This is a genomic window from Faecalicatena contorta (assembly GCF_021531895.1).
Classification (GTDB): Bacteria; Bacillota; Clostridia; order Lachnospirales; family Lachnospiraceae; genus JAFBIX01.
This window is the reverse complement of sequence record NZ_JAFBIX010000004.1, coordinates 63937-85179: the sequence shown is the minus strand read 5'-3', so window position 1 is coordinate 85179 and position 21243 is coordinate 63937. Positions and strand designations below refer to the sequence as shown.

16 protein-coding genes are annotated in these 21243 nt (G+C 40.0%); 2 read left to right on the top strand and 14 right to left on the bottom strand.

Going from position 1 to position 21243, the window contains the following annotated elements; all coding sequences use genetic code 11:
* Nucleotides 1-3: 3 nt before the first annotated feature.
* Nucleotides 4-918 (bottom strand): DUF2935 domain-containing protein, encoded by a 915-nt coding sequence (locus JQM81_RS02160; protein ID WP_328282587.1) that lies wholly within the window; start codon nt 916-918, stop codon nt 4-6.
* 57 nt (nt 919-975) lie between these two features.
* A complete protein-coding gene (gene spoIVA, locus JQM81_RS02155; protein WP_235231888.1) occupies nt 976-2448 on the bottom strand; it encodes a stage IV sporulation protein A in 1473 nt (490 codons plus the stop codon).
* 248 nt (nt 2449-2696) lie between these two features.
* Here spoIVA and JQM81_RS02150 point away from each other — a divergent pair, with 248 nt between their 5' ends.
* Nucleotides 2697-3584: a LysR family transcriptional regulator gene (locus JQM81_RS02150; RefSeq protein ID WP_235231887.1), complete on the top strand. Its 888-nt coding sequence runs from the start codon at nt 2697-2699 to the stop codon at nt 3582-3584.
* Between the two features lie 15 nt (nt 3585-3599).
* Here the strand turns inward: JQM81_RS02150 and JQM81_RS02145 are convergent, their stop codons facing one another.
* The 4 genes from JQM81_RS02145 to JQM81_RS02130 are packed head-to-tail and all read right to left on the bottom strand — an operon-like array spanning nt 3600 to nt 7947.
* A complete protein-coding gene (locus JQM81_RS02145; protein ID WP_235231886.1) occupies nt 3600-4613 on the bottom strand; it encodes an NAD(P)H-dependent glycerol-3-phosphate dehydrogenase in 1014 nt (337 codons plus the stop codon).
* 28 nt (nt 4614-4641) lie between these two features.
* On the bottom strand, nt 4642-5286 hold the full coding sequence (gene plsY, locus JQM81_RS02140) for a glycerol-3-phosphate 1-O-acyltransferase PlsY (RefSeq protein WP_235231885.1): 645 nt from the start codon (nt 5284-5286) through the stop codon (nt 4642-4644).
* Nucleotides 5287-5288: 2 nt separating this feature from the next.
* On the bottom strand, nt 5289-6617 hold the full coding sequence (gene der, locus JQM81_RS02135; protein WP_235231884.1) for a ribosome biogenesis GTPase Der: 1329 nt from the start codon (nt 6615-6617) through the stop codon (nt 5289-5291).
* A 10-nt stretch (nt 6618-6627) separates the two neighbouring features.
* Nucleotides 6628-7947 carry a DUF512 domain-containing protein gene (locus tag JQM81_RS02130; protein WP_235231883.1) on the bottom strand — a complete coding sequence of 440 codons (1320 nt, stop codon included), beginning with the start codon at nt 7945-7947 and terminating at the stop codon, nt 6628-6630.
* Between the two features lie 140 nt (nt 7948-8087).
* Here JQM81_RS02130 and JQM81_RS02125 point away from each other — a divergent pair, with 140 nt between their 5' ends.
* Nucleotides 8088-9269 (top strand): ribose-phosphate pyrophosphokinase, encoded by a 1182-nt coding sequence (locus tag JQM81_RS02125; RefSeq protein ID WP_235231882.1) that lies wholly within the window; start codon nt 8088-8090, stop codon nt 9267-9269.
* 771 nt (nt 9270-10040) lie between these two features.
* On the opposite strand, the gene JQM81_RS02120 is transcribed toward JQM81_RS02125, so the two are convergent.
* The 8 genes from JQM81_RS02120 to pflB form a co-directional block, all read right to left on the bottom strand.
* Nucleotides 10041-11204 carry a phosphoglycerate dehydrogenase gene (locus JQM81_RS02120; RefSeq protein WP_235231881.1) on the bottom strand — a complete coding sequence of 388 codons (1164 nt, stop codon included), beginning with the start codon at nt 11202-11204 and terminating at the stop codon, nt 10041-10043.
* A gap of 2 nt (nt 11205-11206) precedes the next feature.
* Nucleotides 11207-12289, bottom strand: coding sequence for a 3-phosphoserine/phosphohydroxythreonine transaminase (gene serC / locus JQM81_RS02115; RefSeq protein WP_235231880.1), 1083 nt, complete (start codon nt 12287-12289; stop codon nt 11207-11209).
* 23 nt (nt 12290-12312) lie between these two features.
* Nucleotides 12313-13995, bottom strand: coding sequence for a biosynthetic-type acetolactate synthase large subunit (ilvB, locus tag JQM81_RS02110; RefSeq protein WP_235231879.1), 1683 nt, complete (start codon nt 13993-13995; stop codon nt 12313-12315).
* Nucleotides 13996-14032: 37 nt separating this feature from the next.
* Entirely contained in the window at nt 14033-15703 is a 1671-nt protein-coding gene (gene ilvD, locus JQM81_RS02105; RefSeq protein WP_235231878.1) for a dihydroxy-acid dehydratase, read from the bottom strand.
* An 89-nt stretch (nt 15704-15792) separates the two neighbouring features.
* A complete protein-coding gene (gene leuB / locus JQM81_RS02100) occupies nt 15793-16875 on the bottom strand; it encodes a 3-isopropylmalate dehydrogenase (RefSeq protein ID WP_235231877.1) in 1083 nt (360 codons plus the stop codon).
* Between the two features lie 218 nt (nt 16876-17093).
* A complete protein-coding gene (locus tag JQM81_RS02095; RefSeq protein WP_235231876.1) occupies nt 17094-18125 on the bottom strand; it encodes a M23 family metallopeptidase in 1032 nt (343 codons plus the stop codon).
* Between the two features lie 82 nt (nt 18126-18207).
* A complete protein-coding gene (gene pflA, locus JQM81_RS02090; RefSeq protein WP_235231875.1) occupies nt 18208-18942 on the bottom strand; it encodes a pyruvate formate-lyase-activating protein in 735 nt (244 codons plus the stop codon).
* A 47-nt stretch (nt 18943-18989) separates the two neighbouring features.
* Nucleotides 18990-21242, bottom strand: coding sequence for a formate C-acetyltransferase (pflB, locus tag JQM81_RS02085; protein WP_235231874.1), 2253 nt, complete (start codon nt 21240-21242; stop codon nt 18990-18992).
* Between the last annotated feature and the right edge of the window lies 1 nt (nt 21243).

Genomic DNA, 21243 nt, shown 5'->3' with positions numbered 1-21243 from the left:
CTTTTAGTAGGTCCTTTCCATTCCACATTCCAAGATTCGGATATAGTGATTGGCTTCCCGTAACACATGGTCCGCCAATAATGGTAATATGAGGGATGCAATCTCACAATTCAGAATACCTTCTGCTCCTGCCTCTTTGAATTTTCGATACTTTAATGTCTCTTCCAGAGATTTTCTCCGTATCCCATCCATCGCCTTACAATTCTGCGTCCTTGCCATTTCAAGTAATTCGCCATATTCCACTGCAAAATGATCTGCCGATTCGATTAATTCTGTCTCTGTCGGGTCGAGAAGTCCCCGGATAAACCATGCATGTTCCATCATGATCTGATTCCAGAACATCTCCTGATCTCTGATTTTTTTATAGGATACTCGCTGATCTTCAACCAAGTCAGTCAAAATTGACCGGTACAATTTTGCTTCCCTTAAAATGTGCTGGATTAACAATGGATAATTAAATGTAAATAAACATCCTTCCTCCACTTCTCTTAAGATACTTTCCTTAAATCCTATCAATTCATCCAACAAATGAATAGCCTTTCGATTCAACTGATCGATCGAACGTATCATTCTTTTGTGTCTATTGCCAGAACAATCTGCTTCAAGCTGTTGTTCTGCCATTGTAATTCTATGGTCAATCGAAATTCCCGTTAACTGACTAGTTCTTCTCTCTGCCTGAAGTGTGAACTGTGTGACCAGTTCTTGTGATTTCAATATCTCATGGTTCATCAGGCCACAATTAAACTGCATGACCTGACGCAACAGATTCTCGAACTCATTACGCAGTCGGTCTGCTCTTTGAATCCACTGTGTTTCTTTGCATGGGAATCCTGCCTCAAGAAACAATGCGTGTTCCTTCATGATTCTTGCAAAAAACAGGTGTGTTTCTATTGATAATGTTACATAATTTTCCATCATCTTGCATATTCCTGTTATTTATTTTTCTCTATAATATATGTAGGAATCTATAAAGTGTCAGATGATGATGCATACCAGTCCGCCATTACTGTCATTTACAATTTTCTGCATGGTATCCTGAAGTTTTTCCTGACTTTCATCATTGATCATTGCCATCTTATTCCTCATTCCATCCATTACCAGTTCTTCAATGGATTTTCCAAAGATATTCGTTCCCCAGATACCTCCTTCCCGCTCCTTTGTATCTTTAATATATCGTATCAAATCTTCTGCTTGCTGTTCACTTCCCACGATCGGTGCTATTTCTGTCTCAATATTAGCCCGGATCAGATGAATAGATGGAGCCTCTGAATGAATCTTAACTCCGTATTTGTTACCTTGTTTAATAATCGTCGGTTCTTCTAATGTAATCTCTTCTTTTTTCGGGCAGACCATCCCATACCCTTTCATCTTTACAGCAGAAAATGCATCTCGTACTCCTTCATATTCTGCTTTTAACTCCGACAGACTTTTCATTGTCGAAATCAATTCATATTGTCCGGCTATATGTGTCCCTGTCAATTCACTCAACATCTCATAATAAAACTTCTCTGCTACAGCAATCCGAACTTTAACACATCCCGTATCCATTTCGATACAATCTACTTTCATATCTTCTATATATGAACTGTCTGGTTTCTCAATTCCGGCCGCAGCATCTTTAATCTCGCAAAAATGACCCATAACATTTTTTATATGTACCAACATATCTTGCTTAATTTTATGATCTCTCGAGAGCATCTCTGTCCATTTCGGAATATAGAATTGAATTTCTGATATTGGGAATTCATAGAGCACAGCCTCCATAATCCGCATAATATCTTCTTCTTTTAACTGTTCACAATTCACCGGTAATGCACATACCCCCATCTGTTTTTCCCATTCTTCTACAGTCTGCTTTGCCTCATCCCCATATGGCTTCTTAGAATTAACCAGTACAATAAATGGCTTGCCAATACTCTGCAACTCCCGGATTGTTTTCTCGGTTCCGTCACGATAATTTTCTTTTGGAATATCTGTAATTGAGCCATCTGTTGTCACTACTATTCCTATCGTTGCATGATCATGAATCACCTTTCTGGTTCCGATGGCTGCTGCTTTTGTAAAGGGAATCTCATGATCGAACCAAGGCGTTTTTACCTGTCTTTCTTCATTCCCCTCAATATGTCCTGATGCTCCTTCTACCATATATCCCACACAATCAATCAAACGCACCTTCACTGTGACATCATCTGACACCTGAATTTCGGCCGCTTCCTTAGGAACGAATTTGGGTTCTGTTGTCATAATAGTACGTCCAGAAGCAGACTGCGGCAATTCATCCCTTGTCCGTTCTTTGCCATGCTCATCCTTCATATGTGGTAATACCAGAACATCCATAAATCGTTTGATAAATGTTGATTTTCCCGTCCGCACCGGTCCTACAACTCCTATGTATATCTCTCCGTTGGTCCTTGCCTGTATATCTTTGTATAAATGATACTGATCCATTGTCCTGACTCCTTTACGTCTATGCTGTTAGAATATATGCGGTCTATTTTTGATTTAGACTAAGAAAATCAGCTGGAAATATCTGGATAAACGCAAGATTTTCAATCAAAAATTATTACATTTATCAATACATTTTACCCAATTCTGGCATTAATAATAGAACTAATTGTTGGGGCAATAAAATTCGTGGATTTTATTTTAAGTTCATGTTAAGATATGCTCAAACAAATGACGAAAGGGGAAGTCTTATGAATCTATATCATTTAAGATATTTTGTAACACTGGCCCACTTAGAACATTACACGAAAGCAGCGGAGATATTATCAATCACTCAACCAAGTCTCAGTCATGCCATCTCTTCTCTCGAAAAAGAACTTGGGGTAAAATTATTCGAAAAAGATGGTCGCAATGTTGTTCTGACCAAATGCGGGCAGGCATTCCTAGATGATGTTGAACATTCGCTCTGTATACTGGATTCATGTATTAACAAGTTACAAATGACGGGAAGCGGTGAAGGACATATTGACATCGCCATGCTTCCTTCTCTCAGTACTATTGTTTCTCGCCATGCAAAAGATTTTCTAGATTCACAACCGGATAAAGGAATTGACTTCTATTTTCATACATCTACCGGATTGACTTCAGATATTCTTCATGGATTAAAAAAACGCCGCTATGATATCGCTTTCTGTACACTGCAGGAAAATGAACCTTTGATTGATTTTGTTCCAATTTCCAAACAAAAGCTGGTGCTCATTGTACCCAAAGGTCATCCCTTGGAAAATCGAGATTCTGTAGATCTTGCAGAAACTCTCCCTTATCCTCAGATTATGTTCTCAAAAGAAAGTGGACTAGAACCTGTGATAGACAAATTATTCGAAGATTGTGGCGGACGTCCCAAAGTTGCCTACTCCATAGGCGACGACCAGATTGTGGCAGATCTTGTAAGTGCTGGATTTGGAATCGCAATTATTCCACACATGCCAACATTAAATAATATGCCAGTTAAAATCATTGAGATTACAAATTCCACCTGGGAGCGTATTTTTTACATGGCAACTTTAAAAAATGTATATCAGGCACCTATTGTTCATGAATTCAAACAGTTCATAGAAAAAAAGAACGGAGGTCTTTAAAAACCTCCGTTCTTTTTATTCTTTCCAAGGTAAAGCAGTATGTTCAGCTTTACTATCTCGAAGCATAAGTTCGTTCACAGCTTCTCTTGGATCTTTATTTTCAAATAATACTTCATTTACTTTATTGATGATTGGAAGCGAAACATCATATTTTTCTCCTAATTTTACAGCTGCTTTCGTAGAATATACACCTTCAACCACCATCTTGACTTCATCCATTGCCTCCTGCATACTCATTCCCTGACCTATAAGGTAACCTGCCTTTCGGTTACGGCTATGCACACTGGCACATGTTACGATCAGATCACCGATACCTGTAAGTCCTGTAAAACTTTCAATTGCACCGCCCATCTTAACACCGAGTCTTGCAATCTCTGCAATTCCTCTGGTAATAAGAGCTGCTTTTGTGTTATCACCATATCCCAATCCATCTGCAATTCCAGCTGCCAGAGCAATAACATTCTTAAGTGAACCACCTAGTTCCATTCCCAGAATATCCGGGCTTGTATATACACGGAACACTTCACTCATAAACATTTCCTGAAGATAATCTGCCGTCTTCTTAGTTCTTGCCCCAATGACAACCGTTGTCGGAAGGCCTCTTCCTACTTCCTCTGCATGGCTCGGTCCTGACAATACTGCCACATCTGCCTGAGGTATCTCTTCCTCAATCTGCTGCGAAAGAGTCATTAATGTACTTTCTTCGATTCCTTTTGCCACATCCACGATGATCTGTCCTTCTGCAATAAAAGGACACATATTACGAGAAGTACTTCTTGTAAATGGAGACGGAACCGCAAGAACCACAAAATCTTTTCCCTTTACAGTGCTTTCGATATCCGTTGTGAACATCATATCTTCTGGAATCTTAACGCCAGGAAGTTTACTTTCATGTTCCCTCTTTTCCGAAAGCATCTTTACCTCATCTTCATTGATTGACCAGACCGTTACCTGATGACCATTTTTGTGGAGCAAAAGTGCCAAAGCAGTTCCCCAGCTTCCTGCTCCCATAATGCCTACATTTGCCATAATCGTATCCGTTCCTTTCTTTTATTACTTATTTATTTTTTCCGACGCTTAATTTATTCTCCGTGCCAGATAATAATCTTTGAATATTTGCTCTATGTTTAAAGAAGGCTGACAGCATCAAGAACGCAACAATCGCATACATCTCACAGAGATAATTCGCTGCCACTCCAAATCCTCCCATCTGTCCATATACCACAACTTCCACAAGATATATAATAACAACCGCAAGAGAACCTAATGAAACATATCTTGTTACGCCTACAATTGCTACAAATGCCACCAGACAAATCAGTACCATCCACACATTTGTTGTACTGACCAGAAGCCCTGCTGTTGCCGCAATTCCTTTTCCTCCTTTAAATTTGAGATAAAATGGGTAGTTATGCCCAAGAACTGCCCCCATACCTGCATACATTGCAAGAAGCGGTATCATATCGGCATGGGTCTTGCCATAAAGGAGGTGAACTATAACCACAGCAAACACGCATTTAAAACAATCGCCAAGGAAGGTAACCAAGCCTGCTTTCCAACCCATTGTGCGAAGCGCATTGGTTGTCCCGGCATTGCCGCTTCCCTGTTTACGAATATCAATATTATGCATCTTCCCATATATATATCCTGTCTGAAATAATCCAAACACATATCCGATCATTACACATATCAAACGTTCCATAACTAGTGATCCTTTTCCTTTCTTTCTCGAATAAAGAATTTCAGAGACGTTCCTCTGAATCCGAATGCCTCTCGAATCTTATTCTCAAGATATCTTGTATATGAGAAATGCATCAATTCTTTGTCATTTACAAATATAACGAATGTTGGCGGTTTAACTGACACCTGCGTAATATAATATAGTTTTAGTCTCTTTCCTTTGTCAGAAGGAGGCTGCTGCATCGCTACTGCCTCCGCCATGATTTCATTAAGGACACCCGTTGCTACACGCATGGTCTGATTTTCAATAATCATATCAATCATATCATACAATTTAGGCAGACGCTGCCCTGTCTGTGCAGAAACATACATGATTTCGGCATATGGCATAAAAGACAGCACACGCCGAATCTCATTCTCATATTCCCGCATGGTCTTATCATTCTTCTCAATAGCATCCCACTTATTGACAACTATGATAATCCCTTTTCCGCGTTCATGGGCAATTCCTGCAATCTTTGCATCCTGTTCTGTGACACCTTCTGTGGCATCAATGACCACCAGCACCACATCTGCCCGTTCTACAGCAGTTACCGTGCGGATAATGCTATAACGTTCAATTTCTTCTTTAATCTTATTCTTTCTTCGAAGACCTGCCGTATCGATAAAAACATATTCTTTTCCATCGTGAACAATCTCTGTATCAATTGCATCTCTGGTTGTTCCGGCTACATTGGATACAATGACTCTCTGTTCACCTAATAACTTATTAATGATCGATGACTTTCCAACATTGGGCTTACCTACGATTGCTACTCTCGGACGTTCATCCTCTTCTTCTTCCCCAGAATGTTCTGAAAAATACTTTGCCACCTCATCCAGCATATCTCCCATTCCAAGTCTGGATGCTGCTGATATTGGCATCGGGTCTCCAATCCCGAGATTATAAAATTCATAGACATCCGGCATAAACTTGTCAAAATTGTCGACTTTATTTACTGCCAGAACAATTGGTTTTCCAGATCTTCTTAACATATCTGCAACTTTAGAATCTGAATCCACAAGTCCCTGACGGACATCTGTCAAAAATATGATTACATCAGCAGTATCAATCGCAATCTGTGCCTGTTCTCTCATCTGTGATAAGATGATATCTTTACTCTCCGGTTCAATACCACCGGTATCAATCAAGGTAAATTCTTTATCCAGCCAGGAAACATCTGCATAAATTCGGTCTCTGGTCACACCAGGCGTATCTTTCACAATTGAGATCATCTCACCGGCTAAAACATTAAAAAGAGTTGATTTTCCGACATTCGGTCTCCCCACAATAGCCACAACTGGTTTACTCATGTTAAAACTCCTATTCTAATATCTCATTGACAATAACATCTATAAAATCTTGTCCGCTTGATTTTACAATATCTGCCCGCACTTGTAAAGCATCTTCCACCTGCGCAAGCGTAATATCATCCAAAAACACCTCTTCCTGACTGCGGAACATGTTACATGGCAACAATAATCTGTCCCCCAGCTTTTGATTCTGTAACTGATGAATCAAATCCTGACCTGTAATCAATCCGGACACTGTAATCAATTCTCCGAAAAAATCATTGCGAATCGGATAGACATGTATTTGGGTATTGGAATACTTCTCTTCTATCCTGGAAGCCATCTTTTGTATATATGGATATGCCAGAAACCCTGTTGCAATTGAAAGTTCCCTGTCGCGATCATCCCCATCTACTTTTTCATAAGCTTCTTCGAATTCATTTTCCAACAACCGCAACATTCCCACACCATTCTCCAGCTGCAGATATCCATCATACCGCTCTTCTTCTGGCATCTCTTCTCCTGCTAAAATATACCATTCATCTCCGGCATGAATAAAATGGATTCCATATTCTTCGTAGAACTTGTCCTGCCACCTATGGATCGTATCTAAGATCTTGACTGCATCCTCACGGGTAAATGGTTCCAAAGGATACAGACCCTCTCTGTATTTGGTAAGCCCTACCGGTACAACAGATACGCTTTGCAGGCACGGAACATATTTTGATAAATCTCGAATGCTTCTTTCTAACTCCTCGCCATCATTAATTCCTTTACATAATACAATCTGCCCATTCATCTGAATCCCGCTCTCATACAGTGTATCCACTTTTTTTAAAGCATCTCCGGCGAAACGGTTATGGAGCATCTTACAACGCAGCTCTGGATTTGTTGTCTGAAAAGAGATATTAATTGGCTCCAAATGATAACGAACAATACGTTCTATATCATGATCACTCATATTTGTCAGTGTCACATAATTCCCCTGTAAAAAAGAAAGTCTGGAGTCATCATCTTTAAAATATAAGGTATCTCGCATTCCCTCCGGCATCTGATCAATGAAACAGAACATGCATTTATTATGGCAAGAGCGATATTCATCCATCAACCCCTGTTCAAACTCAATTCCCAAATCTTCTTCGTAATCTTTCTCTATCTCAAGTTCCCATTCTTCACCATTTGGCTTTTCAATCAAAAGAACTAACTCTTCATCATTAACATAAAAATGATAATCGAACACATCTTCAATTTCATTATTATTTATAGAAATTAATTTATCTCCTGCCTCAATTCCTAATTCATCTGCAATGCTTCCCGGCAAGACATCTTTTATTATATGCTCATGCTTCATACATTTGCTCCTTATGAACTTTTGTCATTACTATAGCACACCTTCTTCAAATAGTCCAATCTGTAGTTGACCTTTTTATAGTAAAAGTGATATAAATAACTTAGAACATAATATAAAATTCTAAAATACAGGAGATTACTATGCCGAATATTAAATTAATGGAAAATGCGCTTCCGATAGCGCCATTAAAAATTGCTGCTCTTGATTCATGTAAAGACCTTGGACAAAAAGTCAATGATTATATCGTTCAATTTAGGCAGCAGACATTAAAAGAATCTTTGGATTCCCCTCTTTTTTCCAGTTATCAGTTAGATAACTATCTGGTCAAATGTAATTGTCCGCGTTTTGGTTCTGGAGAAGCCAAGGGACTAATTAGTGAATCCATTCGAGGAAAAGACCTGTTCATCATGGTTGATGTATGTAATTACAGCCTGACTTACAAGGTAAATGGACATCTTAATCACATGTCTCCGGACGATCATTATCAAGACTTAAAACGTATTATCTCGGCTGCTAACGGTAAAGCACATCGTCTAAATGTCATTATGCCATTCTTATATGAAAGCCGCCAACATAAACGTACCAAACGTGAATCTCTAGATTGTGCTCTGGCACTCCAGGAATTGATTGATATGGGCGTCGATAACATTCTTACATTCGATGCGCATGATCCTAGAGTGCAGAATTCCATCCCACTACATGGATTCGATAACTTTAATCCTCCGTATCAGTTCATGAAAGCCCTTCTGCGTGCAGAACCGGAGTTAATTGTAGATAAAGAACACTTAATGATCGTCAGCCCTGATGAGGGTGCAATGCATCGTGCGGTATATTTTTCTAACGTACTGGGTGTCAACATGGGTATGTTTTACAAGCGTCGTGACTACTCTACTATCATCAACGGCAAAAACCCAATCGTTGCACATGAATTTTTGGGAGATGATATTCATGGTAAAGATATCATTATAATTGACGACATGATATCTTCCGGTGAAAGTATGCTTGATGTTGCAAGACAGATCAAAGAACGCGGAGCAAGCCGTGTGTTTGTCTGCACCACTTTTGGATTATTCACAGAAGGTTTCGATATTTTCGACGATTATTATAACAATGGTTACATCGACCGTGTGATTACGACCAATCTCACATATCTGCCTCCGGTAGCTTATGAAAAACCATATTTTGTAGTTGCAGATATGAGCAAATTCATCGCATTAATCATTGATGCACTAAACCATGATATTTCCATTGGAGCTGTGTTGAACCCAACAGATAAGATTCATGCACTGTTAAAAAAGCATAATGAGTCATTGGGAATTTAGATGAGTTAGTTGGTGATTGGGTGTGTACGACGAGAGGATGGATGGGATGGTTGCCATTGCGGAGTCCTTCGCTAAGAATCCATAACAGGAAAAGAAGCAGATATTTTGTGATCAGGCTGATTCACCCCGAAATCTTGATGATTTCGAGGCTCAGCAGCCTTCTCAGATTTGGCTTGAAGCCAAATCTTCACACATAATATCTGCTTCTTTTCCTGTAACGGATTCTAGCGCTTGTCCAACGAATGGCAACCATCCCATCCATCTTCTCGCCTGACATCCCCCAAGTCCGCAACTTCCTCATCTGGGAGAATTCCTGCGCGTCATGCAGAGGGAAAGATCATAGTAAAGATATTATCAAAAAACTGGCAGAATAACTAACTGATTCTTCCATTGAAATAATGATGAATAGTATAAAAACATCGTTCCCCATTGCGCTTCGCGCCAGGAATTTCCCCAGATGAGTTCGTTCAGTAATTGGGAATGTCAGGCGCAAGGGAGCTGGATAGACTGTTCTGTATCCGTCTATCCAAGCGATAGAATCCGTTACATAAAAAAGAGTTGCAATTCCGTGTGAGAATTTGGCATCCAGCCAAATTCGAAAGGACTGCTGAATCGAGAAATTATCCAAATTTCTCGGTGAATCAGTCCGGTCACGAAATTGCAACTCTTTTTTATGTTATGGATTCTTGGCGAAGGATATCGGATACAGAACAGTCTATCCAACTCCCTTGCGCCGCACACACCCAATCACCAACTAACTCATCTAAATTCCTATCTTAAAACACGAACCCGCAATACTTCTCCTACTTTTTTCAGATCTTTTACAACTTTCTCCGGCACATCTGAATCAATATCAATCATCGTATATGCGTATCCACCTTTACTCTTGTTAGTCATATCTGCAATGTTCATGTTGTCGTCTGCAAGAATCTTGGTAAACTGTCCAATCATATTTGGAACGTTGTGATGAAGGAGAAGAATTCTTGTATTTTCTCCTCTGTATCCCATGTCACAATCCGGGTAATTTACAGAGTTTTTGATGTTGCCATGCTCAAGATAATTTCTCAGTTCTTTTACTGCCATCTTTGCGCAATTATCTTCTGATTCTTCTGTAGAAGCGCCAAGATGCGGTATCACAATTGCTCCTTTCACTCCTGCTGTAATAGGTGTCGGGAAATCAGATACATAATGTTTTACATGCCCGGATACCAGTGCATCTACCATTGCCTCTTCATCAACCAGAACATTTCTTGCAAAATTCAGAACAACAACACCCTTTTTCATAAGACCGATTGCATTTTTATCAATCATTCCTTTGGTACTGTCAAGTGCTGGCACATGAATTGTAATATAGTCACAATCCTTATACAATTCATCTACCGTCTTCGCATGATGGATGTTTCTGGATAATTTCCATGCCGATTCAACAGATACATATGGATCATATCCGTATACGTCCATTCCAAGATTCGTTGCTGCATTCGCTACCAATACACCGATAGCTCCCAGACCAATAACACCTAACTTCTTACCCTCGAGTTCGCATCCGGCAAATGCTTTCTTGGCTTTTTCGGCATCTTTGGCGATATTGCCATCTTCTTCATTTTCCTGCACCCAGTTGATTCCTCCAATGATATCCCTGGATGCCAGAAGCATTCCGGCAATAACCAACTCTTTTACCCCATTTGCATTGGCACCTGGAGTGTTAAATACAACAATTCCTTCCTCAGCACATTTATCCAGAGGAATATTATTAACTCCTGCCCCTGCTCTTGCAATTGCCTTTAACTCAGGTGCAAATTCCATTTCATGCATTCCTGCACTTCTTACCAAAATAGCATCTGCATCTTCTGCTGCGCTTACTGGTGCATAATTTTCTGTAAATTCTTCCAATCCTATGCCAGAAATTGGATTTAAGCAATGATATTTATACATGATTATAAATTCTCCTCCTCAAACTTCTTCATAAATGCTACTAATGTTTCTACACCTTCTACAGGCATTGCATTATAAATACTTGCACGCATTCCACCTACTGTACGATGGCCTTTCAGATTCTCTAATCCAGCTTCTTTAGCTTCTTTTACGAATTTTGCATCCAGGTCAGCGTCGCCAGTCACAAATGGTACATTCATGAGAGAACGATCTTTTGGCACAACTGTTCCCTTGAACAGTTTGCTTTGATCCAGAAAATCATAGAGAATCTTTGCCTTCTTTTCATTGTGCTCTTTCATTGCTTCAAGACCACCTTGTTTTTTTAGCCATTTAAATACCTTTCCGCAGATATAAATGCCATAAGCCGGCGGTGTATTGTATAAAGAACCTGCATCTGCATGTGTCTTATACTTCAACATTGTCGGTGTTCCTGGAAGAACATCATCTGTAATCAGATCTTCTCTGATAATCACGATAACAGTACCTGCAGGTCCTACGTTCTTCTGGACACCTCCATATACGACTCCGTATTTTGTAACATCTATTGGCTCTGATAGGAAGCATGAGGATACATCTGCTACCAGAATCTTACCTTTTGTATTTGGAAGTTCTTTGTACTTAGTTCCATAGATTGTATTATTCTCACAGATATATACGTAATCTGCATCTTCTGATATTGGCAGATCAGAGCAATCTGGGATATAACTGAATGTCTTATCTGCAGAAGATGCGACAATATTTACTTTTCCATATTTTTCTGCCTCGGCAGCGGCTTTTTTCGCCCACTGACCTGTTACGATATAATCTGCCACGCCATTTTTCATTAAATTCATTGGAATCATGGCAAACTGCTGAGATGCTCCGCCTTGCAGGAATAATACCTTATAATTATCCGGTATATTCATCAACTTGCGGATATCAGCCTCTGCAGTTTCAATAATCTCCTGAAACGCTTTCGAGCGGTGACTCATTTCCATCACGGACATTCCTGTTCCATTATAATCTAACATCTCTTCTGCTGCTTCTCTTAATACCTCTTCCGGTAAGACTGCCGGTCCTGCTGAAAAATTGTACACTCTGCTCATTTCAAGTTCCTCCATTTTCTTTATTAGTTATTTTTTTCCTTCAAGTCTTTTTCATCAAACGCTTCACTGATGGCTGCTCCCGGTGCGACCATTGGCCATACCTTTTCGTCACAGTCGATCTGACAGTCAATGACTACTGGTTTTCCAAGAGACAGGGCTTTTTTAAACGCTTCTTTAAATTCATCTCTCGTAGTCGCTCTTAATCCAACTGCACCCATAGCTTCAGCAAGTTTTACAAAATCTACAGCATCATTCAAAACTGTCGCCGAATATCTCTGTTCATAGAATAGATTCTGCCATTGACGTACCATTCCGAGTACATGGTTATTGATTACAACTTGAATAACCGGAATATTATGCCGTACAGCTGTTGCAATTTCATTCATGTTCATACGGAAACAACCATCTCCGGCGATATTCACTACTGTCTTGTCTGGCATTCCTGTCTTGGCACCCAAGGATGCTCCAAGACCATACCCCATTGTTCCAAGACCTCCGGAAGTCAACAATGTTCTCGGTTTTGTATATTTATAAAACTGTGCTGCCCACATCTGATGCTGTCCTACTTCTGTTACAATAATTGCATCTCCCTGAGTCTGACGATAGATTTCTTCCACAACATACGGTCCTGTTAACATATCTGGATGATAAGATAATGGATAACGCTTCTTATAATCCATGATCTTTTCTATCCATTCTGGGTGGCTCTGCTGTTCCAGACGTTCATTGAGAATACTGAGAACAACTTTGATATCTCCTACCACCCCATCTGTAATCAGAACATTCTTATTCATTTCTGCCGCATCTACATCAAACTGTAAGATTTTAGCATTTTTGGCAAATTTTTTTGCATTTCCTGTTACACGGTCACTGAATCTTGCACCGATTACTATCAATAAATCACATTCGCTAACTCCATAATTGGACGTCTTAGTTCCATGCATTCCCAACATTCCTGTATATAATGGATCTGTTCCCGGGAAGGCTCCTTTTCCCATCAAGGAATCTGTAACTGGTGCATCTACTTTTTTTACAAATGTATAAAGTTCTTCACTGGCACCAGATAATACAGCTCCGCCACCAACAAATATGTATGGTTTCTTTGCCTTGGATATCATTTTCAATGCAGATTGGATATCTTCTTCGCAAATATCAGTGGATGGTACTACCGGTTTAATCTCTGCTTTTTTATACTCAGCCTTGTTTGCAGTCACATCCTTTGGAATATCAATCAAAACTGGACCTGGTCTTCCTTTTTTGGCAATAACAAATGCCTTACGTATGGTATCTGCAAGATTTTTTACATCTTTGACAATGAAATTATGCTTTGTAATCGGCATAGTAATTCCAGCAATATCGATCTCTTGAAAACTATCTTTTCCAAGAAGTGATACTCCAACATTACAAGTAATAGCTACAATCGGAATAGAATCCATATATGCTGTAGCAATTCCTGTAACCAGGTTGGTAGCTCCCGGCCCACTGGTGGCAAAACATACACCAACTTTTCCGGTTGCTCTTGCATATCCATCTGCAGCATGAGCTGCTCCTTGCTCGTGTGAGGTCAGGATATGGGTGATCTCATCACTATGTTTATATAATTCATCGTATACATTCAAAATTGCTCCGCCTGGATATCCAAATACGGTATCCACGCCTTGTTCTTTCAAACATTCGATTACGATCTGTGATCCTGTCAATTGCATACCTTAAGCTCTCCTGTTCTATCTATAGTATCTTTTCTTAATTCTTTGGTATTTCCAGAATTGCCCCACGGTTTCCGGATGTCACCATAGATGCATATCTTGCCAGATAACCAGTTGTTACTTTTGGCTCTCTTGGTTTCCATGCTTCTTTTCTCTTTGCCAGCTCTTCATCAGAAACATCGATTTCTAACTTCAGGTTAGGAATGTCAATCTTGATAATATCGCCTTCTTCTACCAATGCGATTGGTCCACCGACTGCCGCTTCCGGTGACACATGACCGATAGATGCTCCTCTGGATGCTCCGCTAAATCGGCCGTCTGTAATTAATGCCACACTAGAACCAAGACCCATTCCTGCAATTGCAGAAGTCGGATTTAACATTTCTCTCATACCCGGTCCGCCTTTTGGCCCTTCATAGCGAATAACAACAACATCACCAGCGACAATCTTACCGCCTTTGATTGCATCAATTGCATCTTCTTCACAATCAAATACTCTTGCAGGTCCTTCGTGCACTAACATCTCTTCCACTACTGCAGAACGTTTTACAACGCTTCCATCCGGCGCAAGATTTCCTTTTAATACTGCAAGACCGCCAGTCTGAGAATAAGGGTTATCGATTGGACGAATAACTTCCGGGTTCTTATTGACTGCATCTTTGATATTTTCACCTACTGTCTTACCGGTAACGGTCATACATTCTGTATGAAGGAGACCTTTCTTGTTCAATTCATTCATAACGGCATAAACACCACCAGCTTCGTTAAGATCTTCCATATAAGTTGGGCCAGCCGGTGCGAGGTGACACAAATTTGGAGTCTTCTCACTGATTCCATTTGCAAAATCGATTTCAAAGTCCATGCCAATTTCATGTGCAATTGCTGGAAGATGCAACATACTATTTGTTGAACATCCCAATGCCATATCCACAGTTAACGCATTTAAAATTGCATCCTCTGTCATAATATCTCTCGGACAAATATTCTTCTCCCAAAGTTCCATAACCTTCATGCCTGCTTGTTTTGCAAGGCGGATTCTTTCTGAATATACCGCTGGAATAGTACCATTTCCACCAAGGCCCATACCCAACACTTCCGTCAGACAATTCATGCTGTTCGCAGTATACATACCGGAACAAGAACCACATGTCGGACAAACTTTATTTTCAAATTCACACAATCCCTCATCCGAAAGGGTACCCGCTGCATTTGCTCCAACTGCTTCAAACATACTGGAAAGGCTTCTCTTCTGTCCCATTACATGTCCAGCCAGCATTGGACCACCGCTCACAAAAATTGTCGGCACATTAATTCTGGCTGCAGCCATCAAAAGTCCTGGCACATTCTTATCACAATTCGGTACCATGACCAATGCATCAAACTGATGTGCCATTGCCATAGCTTCCGTAGAATCCGCGATAAGATCTCTGGTGACCAGAGAATACTTCATACCAATATGTCCCATCGCAATTCCATCACATACTGCAATTGCCGGAAATACAATTGGCGTTCCCCCTGCCATGGCAACTCCCTGCTTGACTGCATTCACGATTTTATCCAGGTTCATATGCCCCGGAACGATCTCATTATAAGAGCTGACAATACCTACTAACGGTCTCTCCATCTCCTCTTTTGTAAGCCCCAATGCGTTAAATAAAGAACGATGAGGCGCCTGCTGTTTCCCTTTTGTAACTGTATCACTTCTCATATCTATCCTCCTGGGGACGTAGTATTTTTAAAAAATACTACGTCCCTATATTAATTTTGTGGTGTACCTAAATGTTAAATGCCCTGTACCTAAATGTAACTTGCAATCAGATCTCCCATCTCGACTGTACCGATTTGTTTCTTTCCATCAGACATAATATCAATGGTCCGATATCCTTTTTTCAGCACTTTTTGGACTGCTGCTTCAATTGCATCTGCTTCCTGATCTAAATCAAAACTGAAGCGTAGCATCATAGCTGCAGATAGAATGGTTGCAATCGGATTGGCAATTCCTTTACCCGCAATATCTGGTGCAGATCCACCGCTTGGTTCGTAAAGACCGAATTTGGTCTCGTTAAGGCTTGCACTTGCAAGCATTCCGATGGATCCAGTAACCATACTTGCTTCGTCAGACAGAATATCGCCAAACATATTTTCTGTCAGTACTACGTCAAACTGTTTTGGATCTTTTACAAGCTGCATTGCACAGTTATCAACTAACATATGTTCCAATGTCACTTCTGGATATTCTGTGGCAACTTCTTCTACAATTTTTCTCCAGAGTCTGGAAGAATCTAACACATTTGCCTTATCAACACTGGTCACTTTTTTTCTTCTTTTCATCGCAATATCAAAACCACGTTTGGCAATACGACGAATCTCATTTTCATTATATGTAAGGGAATCGTACGCCGTCATAACGCCATTTTTTTCAACAGTCTTTCTTTCACCGAAATAGAGACCACCCGTCAATTCTCTCATGATCATCAGGTCAAAACCACCTTCTGTAATCTCTTCTTTTAACGGGCATGCACCTTTTAATTCATCGTACAAAATTGCAGGTCTTAAGTTAGCAAATAGATTCAGTTCCTTGCGAATTCTTAAAAGGCCTGCTTCAGGTCTTTTGGATGGTTCCAACTGATACCATGGTGAAGTCTTGGCATCTCCCCCAATGGATCCCATCAACACTGCATCACAGGATTTCGCCGTTGCTACTGTCTCATCTGTAAGCGGCTCCCCATGTACATCTATAGATGCTCCTCCCATTAAAAGTTGTGTGTAGTCACAGGTATGTCCGTATACTTCTGCAACTTTATCCAACACTTTCATGGCTTCCGCTACAATCTCCGGTCCGATTCCATCCCCTTTAATAACTCCAATTTTCAGATTCATAATTCTCATCCTTCCTAAGACAAAAAATCTTTACCACTTATATTATCTTATTTCTATTCATGTTTCAAGACTTTAATTGACTAAATTGTCGATTCAATGTCGATTCATGCAGTTTTTACATCTTAGAAATAGATATTTATCAGAAATTGTTTATAATTATAATGTAAGTCAAGTATATTTATGCAAATTCAATCAGTAAAATCCTTTTCATCTTTACATTACTCAATAGCAGGGTCTTTCATCTGATATAATCGCGTCCATTCTTTCGTCTCATCATTTCGTTGCACTTCTGACTGATGCTGATAAAGAAATCTGACCAATTCATAACAATTGATCCAGATCTCATTATCTCCTTCTCGCTGTGATTCATCAAATATTAATTGAAGACCAAAATGCAAATGATATTCATCAATGTTATTTACATTTTCTTCTGTACTGTATCCAGTCCTTCCAATATATCCAATGACATCTCCTGCCTGCACAATATCTCCTTTTTTTAATCCCTCCGCATAAGGACGGTTCTGCCTGAGATGTGCATAATAATAGTAACGTCTGCCATCAAAGCTATTGATTCCGACACGCCATCCACCATATTGATTCCATCCAAGCTCTTCCACATACCCTGATTCCACCGCAATCACCGGTGTTCCGACTTGCCCCATCATATCATGTCCCAGATGATTTCTCTGATATCCATAACTTCTAGACACCCCAAAATCATCATAATCAGAATATGGGAATCCTTTTGCAATAGGGTGAAACCCTTTAAGACCATATACTTTTTTCCAAACCTTTTCAGTTGTTTTATCTTCTTTAGGCTGTTCCATCTCATAGACCCCTACCAAGCCATCCAGCACAGCACCATAAGCTTCCCGGTAATAGTCAAAATACTGCATATTTTTTGACAGTTCATTAACTGAAATCTTTCCCTCGACTAACAAATCTGCGATTTCTTTCATATCCTTTGATTGATAATTTGAAAAATCACCACCATATTTTGCCCCCAAATATGCCAATAGCTCCACCCAGTTCAGATGAATCTTCTCCCCATAAGTCTTTACATCGTATTCATAGGCCTGTTTCATTGCATCACAAGTTACATTAAATTCCACCCACTGAATAAAAGTTTTATTCTCATCCTTCATCAAATCCACAGTCTCTACAGTTCTCGATTGCGATATCTGATAACTATATATGCCACTCACCATAACTATCAGACACAACATCACAATAATCCTCTGCTTCTTCATTCCAATTCCTACACGCTCTCATTCTTATCACAATACTTTATGCTCAAAGATGTAAGAATATTTAATTGGGGACGGAGGAAATTTAAATTTCCTCCGTCCCCAATATCAGATTTGCATTCTTTATCCGCTCCTGTGTTGGCGGAGCAATATCTTTCAACTCATATTCTATTCCAAGTTCTTTCCATTTGTATACTCCTAAAGTATGGTATGGAAGTACTTCTACTTTTTCTACATTATCAAGTGTTTCAATAAATTGATGTAGTTTCATCAGATACTCGTCTTTATCATTTCGTTCTGGTACTAATACGTGTCTGATCCAGACTGGTTTTTTAATATCAGACAAGTACTTCGCCAGGTCCAAAATATTTTCATTAGTACATCCGGTGAGGATTCTATGCTGCTCATCATCTATATGCTTAACGTCCAACAGAATCAAATCGGTGTACTCCATGAGTTTTTGAAATTTGTCAAAGAATGGCTCTTCTCTTGTAAATGGATTACCGCTGGTATCCAACGTTGTGTGAATTCCTTTTGCTTTCGCCTTCTGAAATAACTCTGACAAAAAATCTATTTGCAAGAGGGGTTCTCCTCCACTGACGGTAATACCTCCCGTACTTCCCCAGTAAGAACGGTATCTTAATGCCCTTTCAATCAGTTCGTCTGCTGTATAGATCGTCCCCGACTGCAGATTCCAGGTATCCGGATTATGACAGAACTGGCAGCGCATGGCACAGCCGGCCGTAAATATCACAAATCGGACGCCTGGTCCATCTACAGATCCAAAGCTTTCCAAAGAATGAACATATCCTTTTGTCATTATCTTGCCCTTTTTAACCATAGTTTCAAGTTTACATTTGTATATAATTACATTTCCTTATGGCATGTTCTTGCAATAACATCCATCTGCTGCTCACGTGTCAGGTCAATGAATTTTACAGCATATCCTGATACTCGGATCGTGAAATTAGCATATTCTGGTTTTTCCGGATGCTCCATAGCGTCAATCAATTTCTCTGTACCAAATACGTTCACGTTCAGATGATGAGCTCCTTGTCTGAAATATCCATCCATTACATTTACCAGATTCTCTGTACGCTCTTTGTCATCGTGTCCCAGCGCACCTGGACTAATGGTCTGTGTATTAGATATACCATCCAGCGCAAGTTCATATGGAAGCTTAGCTACAGAATTCAATGATGCAAGAAGTCCGTTCTTTTCCGCACCATAAGATGGGTTGGCACCTGGCGCAAGCGGCTCACCAGCTTTTCTTCCGTCTGGGAGAGATCCTGTTGCCTTACCGTATACAACATTGGATGTAATCGTAAGAATAGAAGTTGTTGGTTCAGAATCTCTGTATGTATGGCATTTGCTCAGTTTATGCATAAATGTCTTCAGAATCCAGATTGCAATATCATCGGCACGGTCATCATCATTCCCGTATCTTGGGAATTCTCCTTCTGGCTCAAATCCTATGGCAAGACCATTCTCATCACGAAGCACTTTTACTTTCGCATACTTAATAGCACTCAGAGAATCTACCACATGTGAGAATCCTGCAATTCCTGTTGCAAATGTACGTCTGACATCTGTATCAATCAACGCCATTTCAGCTGCTTCATAGTAATACTTATCATGCATATAATGAATCATATTCAAGGTATCTACATATAATTTTGACAGCCATTCCATCATTGCATCATATTTTTCCATTACTTCATCATAGTCAAGATATTCAGCTGTAATCGGCTGATATGCCGGTCCTACCTGCTGTTTTGATTTTTCATCGATACCACCGTTAATTGCATATAACAGGCATTTTGCGAGGTTCGCACGTGCACCAAAGAACTGAATCTCTTTTCCGGTCTGAGTCGCAGATACGCAACAACAGATACTGTAATCATCTCCCCATACCGGACGCATTACATCATCATTTTCATACTGAATAGAACTGGTCGTCACGGAAATATGCGCTGCATACTTCTTGAAGTTTTCAGGCAATCTCTCAGAATAGAGAACCGTCAGGTTCGGCTCTGGTGATGGTCCCATATTTTCCAATGTATGGAGGAAACGGTAGTCATTCTTTGTTACCATAGAACGTCCATCCTGTCCCAGACCTGCCACTTCCAGAGTTGCCCATACCGGGTCTCCAGAGAACAATTCATTATAAGAAGGAATTCTTGCGAATTTAACCATTCTGAATTTCATGACCATATGGTCAATTAATTCCTGTGCTTCCGCTTCTGTCAAAGTTCCATTCTGAAGATCTCTTTCAATATAAATGTCCAGGAAAGTAGAAATACGCCCAACACTCATGGCCGCACCATTCTGAGTCTTGATTGCTGCAAGATATCCAAAATACAACCACTGTACTGCTTCCTTTGCATCTTTCGCAGGTTTAGAAATATCGAATCCATATACAGCTGCCATTTCTTTCATCTGCTCCAAAGCACGGATCTGATCTGCAATCTCTTCACGAAGGCGGAAATCCGTTCCTTTCATTCCATGTCTTGCGTAACGCTCAAAATCATAATGTTTCTTCTCAATCAGAAAATCAATACCATACAAAGCTACTCGACGATAATCACCAACAATACGTCCTCTTCCATATGTGTCCGGAAGACCTGTTATAATCTTATTATGACGCGCCTTCTTCATCTCAGGTGTATAGATATCAAATACTCCCTGATTATGTGTTTTATGATATTTTGTAAAAATCTCATGAAGCTTCTCGCTTGGTTGATACCCATAGGTAGTACAAGCCTGCTCTGCCATCTTGATTCCCCCATAAGGCATAAATGCTCTCTTAAGAGGTTTATCTGTCTGCAGGCCTACCACCTTTTCCAAATCCTTTAACTCTTCACTAATGTAGCCAGGTCCATATGCAGTAAGTCCTGATACAATCTCTGTCTCCATATCAAGAACGCCGCCCTTTGCACGCTCTTCTTTTTGCAGTTCCTGCAACTTACCCCATAACTGATTCGTTGCATCTGTCGGACCAACCAGAAAAGACTCATCTCCTTCATAAGGTTTGTAATTATTCTGAATAAAATCACGGACGTCAACAGAATTTCTCCAATTTTTGCCTTCAAATCCTATCCACTGTTCACATTGTCTCATT

Excerpts from the sequence above, each read along its gene's own strand:
- JQM81_RS02160 (WP_328282587.1), bottom strand. The coding sequence starts at position 918 with ATGATGGAAAATTATGTAACATTATCAATAGAAACACACCTGTTTTTT.
- spoIVA (WP_235231888.1), bottom strand. The coding sequence starts at position 2,448 with ATGGATCAGTATCATTTATACAAAGATATACAGGCAAGGACCAACGGA.
- JQM81_RS02150 (WP_235231887.1), top strand. The coding sequence starts at position 2,697 with ATGAATCTATATCATTTAAGATATTTTGTAACACTGGCCCACTTAGAA.
- JQM81_RS02145 (WP_235231886.1), bottom strand. The coding sequence starts at position 4,613 with ATGGCAAATGTAGGCATTATGGGAGCAGGAAGCTGGGGAACTGCTTTG.
- plsY (WP_235231885.1), bottom strand. The coding sequence starts at position 5,286 with ATGGAACGTTTGATATGTGTAATGATCGGATATGTGTTTGGATTATTT.
- der (WP_235231884.1), bottom strand. The coding sequence starts at position 6,617 with ATGAGTAAACCAGTTGTGGCTATTGTGGGGAGACCGAATGTCGGAAAA.
- JQM81_RS02130 (WP_235231883.1), bottom strand. The coding sequence starts at position 7,947 with ATGAAGCATGAGCATATAATAAAAGATGTCTTGCCGGGAAGCATTGCA.
- JQM81_RS02125 (WP_235231882.1), top strand. The coding sequence starts at position 8,088 with ATGCCGAATATTAAATTAATGGAAAATGCGCTTCCGATAGCGCCATTA.
- JQM81_RS02120 (WP_235231881.1), bottom strand. The coding sequence starts at position 11,204 with ATGTATAAATATCATTGCTTAAATCCAATTTCTGGCATAGGATTGGAA.
- serC (WP_235231880.1), bottom strand. The coding sequence starts at position 12,289 with ATGAGCAGAGTGTACAATTTTTCAGCAGGACCGGCAGTCTTACCGGAA.
- ilvB (WP_235231879.1), bottom strand. The coding sequence starts at position 13,995 with ATGCAATTGACAGGATCACAGATCGTAATCGAATGTTTGAAAGAACAA.
- ilvD (WP_235231878.1), bottom strand. The coding sequence starts at position 15,703 with ATGAGAAGTGATACAGTTACAAAAGGGAAACAGCAGGCGCCTCATCGT.
- leuB (WP_235231877.1), bottom strand. The coding sequence starts at position 16,875 with ATGAATCTGAAAATTGGAGTTATTAAAGGGGATGGAATCGGACCGGAG.
- JQM81_RS02095 (WP_235231876.1), bottom strand. The coding sequence starts at position 18,125 with ATGAAGAAGCAGAGGATTATTGTGATGTTGTGTCTGATAGTTATGGTG.
- pflA (WP_235231875.1), bottom strand. The coding sequence starts at position 18,942 with ATGACAAAAGGATATGTTCATTCTTTGGAAAGCTTTGGATCTGTAGAT.
- pflB (WP_235231874.1), bottom strand. The coding sequence starts at position 21,242 with ATGAGACAATGTGAACAGTGGATAGGATTTGAAGGCAAAAATTGGAGA.